This window comes from Gilliamella sp. B2717, from assembly GCF_026536675.1.
GTDB classification, from domain to species: Bacteria; Pseudomonadota; Gammaproteobacteria; order Enterobacterales; family Orbaceae; genus Gilliamella; species Gilliamella apicola_I.
This window is the reverse complement of sequence record NZ_JAFNNQ010000095.1, coordinates 123,004-130,294: the sequence shown is the minus strand read 5'-3', so window position 1 is coordinate 130,294 and position 7,291 is coordinate 123,004. Positions and strand designations below refer to the sequence as shown.

Annotated in this window: 6 protein-coding genes and 2 CRISPR repeat arrays; all 6 genes read right to left on the bottom strand. The window is 32.8% G+C overall.

What is annotated here, in order from left to right; translation table 11 throughout:
* Positions 1-309: 309 nt before the first annotated feature.
* A CRISPR array of direct repeats spans positions 310-643; the repeat unit is 29 nt; unit sequence CGGTTTATCCCTATGTATATAGGGAACAC.
* 454 nt (positions 644-1,097) lie between these two features.
* Positions 1,098-1,802 carry an OB-fold protein gene (locus J3U35_RS10685; RefSeq protein ID WP_267361301.1) on the bottom strand — a complete coding sequence of 235 codons (705 nt, stop codon included), beginning with the start codon at positions 1,800-1,802 and terminating at the stop codon, positions 1,098-1,100.
* A gap of 422 nt (positions 1,803-2,224) precedes the next feature.
* The gene (locus tag J3U35_RS10680; RefSeq protein WP_267361299.1) at positions 2,225-2,638 is read right to left on the bottom strand and encodes a type II toxin-antitoxin system HicB family antitoxin; all 414 of its coding nucleotides are present in this window, start codon (positions 2,636-2,638) and stop codon (positions 2,225-2,227) included.
* 61 nt (positions 2,639-2,699) lie between these two features.
* Positions 2,700-2,873 carry a type II toxin-antitoxin system HicA family toxin gene (locus tag J3U35_RS10675; RefSeq protein ID WP_267361297.1) on the bottom strand — a complete coding sequence of 58 codons (174 nt, stop codon included), beginning with the start codon at positions 2,871-2,873 and terminating at the stop codon, positions 2,700-2,702.
* A 123-nt stretch (positions 2,874-2,996) separates the two neighbouring features.
* Positions 2,997-3,270: a CRISPR direct-repeat array (repeat unit 29 nt; unit sequence CGGTTTATCCCTGTGTATACAGGGAACAC).
* Between the two features lie 571 nt (positions 3,271-3,841).
* On the bottom strand, positions 3,842-4,351 hold the full coding sequence (locus J3U35_RS10670; protein WP_267361295.1) for a hypothetical protein: 510 nt from the start codon (positions 4,349-4,351) through the stop codon (positions 3,842-3,844).
* Between the two features lie 174 nt (positions 4,352-4,525).
* A complete protein-coding gene (gene ndk / locus J3U35_RS10665) occupies positions 4,526-4,978 on the bottom strand; it encodes a nucleoside-diphosphate kinase (RefSeq protein ID WP_267361293.1) in 453 nt (150 codons plus the stop codon).
* Positions 4,979-4,993: 15 nt separating this feature from the next.
* Positions 4,994-7,225, bottom strand: a complete 2,232-nt coding sequence (pbpC, locus tag J3U35_RS10660; RefSeq protein WP_267361291.1) for a penicillin-binding protein 1C — start codon at positions 7,223-7,225, stop codon at positions 4,994-4,996.
* Between the last annotated feature and the right edge of the window lie 66 nt (positions 7,226-7,291).

Below are 7,291 nucleotides of genomic sequence, written 5' to 3'. Positions count from 1 at the left end.
TGCACGTTGAAACAATCCGAAAACAGCTGCCTTATATCCATATCATTCCTAGAAATTATAGTTTTGTTTTTAGTTATTTTTGAATTTTAATTTTGATAAAAATTTTAAAGTTCTAAATTACATTGTTTTACAATTAAATGCAATTTTTTTTAGCATAATTTAGAATTAAATTAAATGTATAGCTGTGTTAAGTGTTTAAGATTAAGCTTGGTATTCACCACTAATTATTAATATAAAATAGTGTAAATTTTAGGTAAATCAATTATTGAAGCTTTAGAAGAAACCTCAAAAAATGATTTGTCGTTAATGTGGTTTATCCCTATGTATATAGGGAACACGTTGTTAGGTATTTTCCGTAACTGCTTCAAAGCGGTTTATCCCTATGTATATAGGGAACACTACGCCGCACGTTTAATTTCGGGGTTGTATCGCGGTTTATCCCTATGTATATAGGGAACACTCTCAAAAAAACTCATTTGCCGACCACGTCGGCGGTTTATCCCTATGTATATAGGGAACACGTTTATATAGTTTTCGTAGGCCACCGCCTCCCCGGTTTATCCCTATGTATATAGGGAACACACCTCCGAACATATGCGTTAAGCTTTTACCAACGGTTTATCCCTATGTATATAGGGAACACTCTTATTATAACTTATTGTTTATTAATTAAAATAGGGAGGTGTAAAATTCTACCGATTTTTTTGATTCTTTTTTGAGCAATTAAGGATTGAGCAATAACAGCTTAAATTTATAATTTAATCAAACTGTTAAATATGATTTATAAGGGAGCTTTTACAATACACGTTCTTGTAATTTTTTTGTCTACCAACCAATTTGCAATCATCATATGTCTGTAATCGATTGGTTAAAAGTTAATGACAAATTACCGTGCATTATACCTCTTTGTATTATTTAATCTTATTGCTCTTTCCATACATATTTGATACCAATTCATTTGTTGATATCATTTAAGTGAAAATATCGTTTAATTTTGTTTAATATTTTATTATTCTACATAATATTGGTGTAACGTTTATTATTGAATTGCGTAAAACATGTAACTAGCATAGAAAAAAAGCCCTAAAAGGGCTTTTTTATGGTTTTGGTAATGTAAATTTTTTGACCCCATCCTTCGCTTTAGTCTGTGCAATTGTCATAATTTCGATGAAATCTGCTTGATTTTTTTCAAAATCCTCAGCTGTTTTAAATTTCTCTAATGTATTTGGTTTTTGCTTATCAAATTCCCACATTGCTAAATAAACAGCCTCAAGTTTATTTGATGGTTTATCATTTATATCTAATTTATCTAGATCGCTCATTACTGAGTTGAGGAACTTATCGAAATAACTATCAGCAGTTACGCAACTTTTCAACGAAGGAAAAATGACATTATTTTTAGAGCCAAGACAAATCATATCAAGCTTAGTTCCTTTATTGATATTCATGGCATCATCTTTATTTTTTAATTCAAGCGAAACATATTCAAATTGATTTTTTCCATTTGCTACTACATAAGGATCGCCAGTCAAACTGGTTTTTACTCCTGATGCAACTGTTTTAATATTAACCAATTTTTTATCATATTTTTTTTCGTAAACATATTGGTTATCACCATATTCTTTAATTAGCTGTCCGGCATTAACCGTTGGGATTGCATCCATAAAACCTGATTTTCCATTCGCTCTGAACACAGCTATATCATCTTCTATTAAAAATTCAATGATCCTTTTTGCATTTTCATTTGCTGAGACATTAAAACCAATACAAGCAAGGATGGCGCTAAAAACTACTTTTTTCATGTGATATTTCCTGTAAATTAAAATTTATAATGAGCATAACTTAACAAATTAAATATAACTTTTCAATTTTTTCAATAATATAATTTGTATTTACCATGTCAGTTAACATCACACAAGTCATCGTAATGGTCTGTTGTTTCAATTGTTTGGTCACCGTTTTATTGGTTTGGTTGGTTTGCTTGCTTGACCTATAGTGTAAAGTAAAAAAACTATAGCCGGCAGATTTAGTTCACCCTAGGTTAGGTTGGATAGATAACTATATTTGGTGGTTTATCCCTGTTTATACAAGGAACATTTATTTTATAAAAAATAATAAGTGTCGCTATAACCTTATAAAAGTTTTTATATAAGGTAGAAAATAAAAACCCACTAAGGGGCTTTTATTTTAATGATTTTTATTTACGTTAAATTAATTTTTTACCTTAGGTTACGTTTAATTCCAGACGTTTTCCAAGAGCAGAGAGCGCTTTGCTGATGGTATCAATTTTTGTTGAATGTCCTAAGTTAACAATCCGCTGAACTTCTTGAGGTCTTACGTGGATCCTCTTAGCTAATTCAGCATTAGATATGTTTTGTTCAATCATTTCATTTAACAACAATACTTTAGCAAAAAGACTAACTGGTAAATCAATTAAATATTCACCTTTTTTTTGCTTGCTGGGTAATGGGACTTTTCGATGATCTTCAAAGTAAAAGTCAATGCTTGTAATCAATGCATCTCGTGCCATTTTCAAAGCATCATTTAAGTCATCACCACAGGTTATTGCTTCTGGTATATCTCTAAATGTTACTGTATACATATCCCCTTCATTGGTTAATGTTGCAGGATATAACATACCTCCTCCTTTGCTTTTAAGTTGAATTCTCTTATCAAGATAGCCCCTTTCGGGGCATCTATTAAAGATTGAGTTGCTTTCTAATCGCAATCATTGTACCTTTCGCTAATTCCTTATTTGGATGCCTTGGCATGGTTGATCGCCTTCCTTGGTAGTAAAGTTTTAGGTGATTACTACCTTGCTTTACTTCGACTCCTTGAGCAACTAGCCATCTTAAAAACTCTGCATGTTTCATAATTAATTTCGAGCTGATTTAAGATTAGACCATAGTAAACAAAAATGTTTATTTTTTCAATTAAAAGTAATCAAAAATGTTTATTTTTTATATCTAATAAATAAACTTCGAATCGTATGTTCTCGGTTTATCCCTGTGTATACAGGGAACACCAGTCATTGCAGAAAAATTAAAAGGTTTAACGCGGTTTATCCCTGTGTATACAGGGAACACGTGAATTATATCGTGATCTGGACAGTGAACAGCGGTTTATCCCTGTGTATACAGGGAACACGCAGAAATTAGAAAAATTATTAAAAATAATAATCGGTTTATCCCTGTGTATACAGGGAACACTTACTAACGGTTTATCCCTATAAAATAGGGAACGGTTTATCCCTGTGTATACAGGGAACACCCTTATTATAACCCATTGTTTATTAATTAAAATAGCAAGGTGAAAAAATCTACCAAATTTTTTGATGCTTTTTTAAGCAATTGATAATTAAGCATTAACGGCTTAAATTTATAATATTATCATAATGTTAAGCGTAATTTGTAAGGAATTTTGTACGACATTTTTTTCTATAATTTTTGTTCGCACCACGCAATAGTGAGTTGATCGGCATATTCTTTGGTCATTTTTCTGTGGCATGGCTTAACTGTGTAAATTTTTAGCTTATTATCTCTTTACTGGGTAATAATCGAGTCCTTATATTTTTATTTTTTAAATGAAATCTAGCCATGTCCCACTTAAAATATGCGTTTTCTCATCTTGATTATTATTATTTATAGAAGGATATTCCTTGTGGTAACCATTACACTATTGTAACGAGTTTTTTTGATTACGATACTCTATGACCCTTTTGTATATTTAGTCACATGCCCTAAATTTTAAGGTCAATCTATATTATTCTTTGACCTTTAATAGAAGGTGTTATGCTTTTAGAAGTAACAATAAGATAGCTTTTACTGTTTTCATTGGGGTGTTAATTAAGTTTCTCTATAATTAATTTTTTATATTTATAATCAGTACTAAAAGAACCTTTTTCGTTCCATATAGTATCCGTGACTTTTATGTATAGAATATTGTCATTCCAAACCAAATCCCAAATAATCCATTTTTCTGTTTCGAAACAAAAATTATGCTCTATATGATCATGTTTAATCTTATATAAGTCTATAATTGATTTTGATCCTTCATAATCTAAATAAAAGGTAGTAAAATGCGTTTTTGCCTTATTTATATAGGGTATTCCTTGTAAAGTAATGGTATTATTTTTGTTATCCTGAATTTTAACCTCGCTATCTTCATAAGATGAAACTGTAATAATATCCTTATTCAAGGGCTTCCAATAACCATAATAGTCATGAATTTTCATGGATTCGTTATCGTTCAAATCATTTATATAGGTTTTATTGTTCACTTTTAGGTATAATTCTGTTTTTATGAATCTTTTATCATTTTTTTCAATCATTGGGTCATAAATTTTTTTCATATGACGGAATTCTTCTGCGCTGCTTTTTTTTCTATAAAGTTTATTGAAAACTTTTTTAGATTATTAGCTTCACTATTTGTTGTATAACTACCTACCAGAAATAAAAAAATAGATAAGAAAAGGTGTTTTATCATTTTTGTTTTAACGCTATGTAATTTGGGTTATATCGGTGATTTACCTTTGTGTATGCGGGGAAACACGGTCGCTGCCGACGATTTCACTGTCCACAAAAAAATAGGCAATTTCTTTTTCAGCTGATGATAATGAGTCAGAACCATGAACGGCATTTTCAGTTACGTTGTCAGCAAAATCTGCACGTAATGTGCCTGTAGGGGCTTTTGATAAATCCGTTGGGCCCATAAGATCACGATAACGTTTGATAGCATTTTCACCCTCTAATACTTGTACTATAATCGGACCAGAGATCATAAATTTAATTAAGTTATTGAAAAACGGTTTTCCTTGATGTTCGGCATAGAAACCTTCAGCTTGTGTTTGGGTCAATTTAAGCATTTTTATTGCAATGATATTAAGATTTGCTTGAGTTATTCGAGTTTCTATTTCGCCCATTAAATGTTTTTTTATGGCATTGGGTTTAATAATTGATAAAGTACGTTCAATAGCCATTGTGCGTTATCCTTGTTAATCTGAAGTAAATTGGATTCGTGTTATTTGTCCACTTTCATCGAGTAATAATAATCGATGTTGTCCTTTTTTCACGATTGTTAATGCGATTTTATCATTATCATTTGATTGGGCAACAAGTTCTCCATCTAGAAACCACCATTTTTCGCCCACTCCACCTTCGGCAAACAGTTCGATATTTATTTGATTTTGTCCCGGTAGCGATTTAACAAATTGCTGGTTTTTCAATCCGATAATCGTTAATGTAGAAAAAATATTTTTTTCCATTATAGGACAATCTTTATCGATTGCTGGAATAAGTGAATTTCTTCGCTCTTTCGGTAATAACCAGTTTTCCAGTGCTATAGGCCAAAGTGCTATTGTTTTTTTCTGAGCACCAGCACAATCAGGCGCAACACGTTTTCCTTGATCATTAATCCATACATTTATCCAACCAGTACGATAAATAGTTTTAAGTTCATTTAATGAATTTTGCGTTGGTGGAATCATGTTATTTAATACCCAAGCCGTTTTTTGACGGTGACAATTATCATCTGTTACAGGTAATATTTGTCCAGTAGGCCAACATATTTTTTCTGATGTGACCGAGTCCGGTTTAACCGAAATTGGTAACGGTCGATTAATTCGATTTTCTTTATTTAATAATATTGAGTTTACTTGTTGCAAAATTGGGGTAGCGGTAATTGCACCATATTGACCTATTACTGGTGTTCCGTCAGGACGACCAACCCATACTCCAATTAAGTAACGAGGATTGATGCCGACAGCCCATGCGTCTCGATATCCATAGCTGGTTCCTGTTTTATAATAAACGCGATTATTATTAATAAGCATTTGTTTTGTGATCCATGCACTACCCTCAGAAATAAACGGTTGATTAATGATAGGTTCATTTTGAGTAAATCTTAAAGGGCTAACTTCACCTTGTCGAGCAAAGGCACTGTAAGCACTCACTAAATTATCCATTCTTAACGAAGCCCCACCTAAAATATAAGCGATATTAGGATTGTTGCCTTGTGAAATCAATGGCAAACCCACGCTAAAAAGTTTAGCTGCAAATCGTTTTGGACCATAGAGTTCAATAAGTTGTACTGCCGGAAGATTAAGGGATTTTCGCAGTGCATTTGAGGCGCTGACGGGTCCGTTAAAATCTTCGTCAAAATTAGTGGGTCGATAATCAGTACTTATACGCGGCACATCTTGCAGTAAAGATTCAGAATGAATCATTCCATCATCAATCGCAAAAGCATAGATAAAGGGTTTTAATGTTGAGCCTGGTGATCGTAGTGCTTTAATCATATCAATCTGTCCAAAGCGTTCTTTATCATTAAAATCCGCTGATCCTAAATATGCTTTCACCGTCATATCAGTATGATCGACAACTAATATCGCAAGCGATGTTTTAGGGGGTAACTGTTTTTTGCGGTTTAATACCATGTCTTCAAGATGATATTGAAGTGAAGGATCAATAGTTGAATGAATAATTTCATCATTAGGATATTGCTGCTTTAAACGATAAGATAGCAATGGGGCAAGTTGTGGGGATTTGCGAGGATGTACCCACACTTCATCTTGCTTAACTTGCTCAATAATTGCAGGTGTCCAGACTTGATATGTTGCTAGGCGATCTAAGACTTTGTCGCGTGCTTGTTTGGCTCGCTCTGGGTATTTATCCGGTCTTAATCGGCTTGGCGCTTGGGGTAAAACCGCTAATAAAGCAGCTTCGCTACGAGTTAACGCACTGGGTTTTTTACCAAAATATGACCAGCTCGCAGCACCAATACCTTCTATTGTTCCCCCATAAGGAGCATGGTTAATATATAGCGTGAGTATTTCTTTTTTACTGTAATGCAGTTCAAGTTGTAAAGTTCGGAATATTTGCTTTAACTTACCTGAAAGCGTTCGTTCATGAGGATAGAGTAATCTGGCAACTTGCATTGATATTGTACTACCACCAGATATAATTCTATCATTATTGATATTTTGCCAAGCAGCACGAAGCAAAGAAAAAGGGTTTATCCCAACATGTTCATAAAAATAGCGATCTTCGTAATTTAATAAAACATCCAGATAATAATCAGGGACTTCATCGAGTTTTACGGAATAACGCCAAATACCATTTTCATCAGCAAATCGCCACAAAGGTGTTCCGTCTTGTGCAACTATTGTTTGAGTAGGTTTATTTTTTGAAATTGATATGGGAAAAAGGTAATCAGCGATGAGAAACATAATTAACCCAAAAAATCCGAAAATGAATAGCCAAATAAGAAGTTTAAAAAGGCGTTTTATTATCTT

What these genes read in the sequence shown, in the direction of transcription:
- J3U35_RS10685 (WP_267361301.1), bottom strand. Translation starts at nt 1,802, where the DNA reads ATGAAAAAAGTAGTTTTTAGCGCCATCCTTGCTTGTATTGGTTTTAAT.
- J3U35_RS10680 (WP_267361299.1), bottom strand. Translation starts at nt 2,638, where the DNA reads ATGTTATATCCTGCAACATTAACCAATGAAGGGGATATGTATACAGTA.
- J3U35_RS10675 (WP_267361297.1), bottom strand. Translation starts at nt 2,873, where the DNA reads ATGAAACATGCAGAGTTTTTAAGATGGCTAGTTGCTCAAGGAGTCGAA.
- J3U35_RS10670 (WP_267361295.1), bottom strand. Translation starts at nt 4,351, where the DNA reads ATGAAAAAAATTTATGACCCAATGATTGAAAAAAATGATAAAAGATTC.
- ndk (WP_267361293.1), bottom strand. Translation starts at nt 4,978, where the DNA reads ATGGCTATTGAACGTACTTTATCAATTATTAAACCCAATGCCATAAAA.
- pbpC (WP_267361291.1), bottom strand. Translation starts at nt 7,225, where the DNA reads ATGTTTCTCATCGCTGATTACCTTTTTCCCATATCAATTTCAAAAAAT.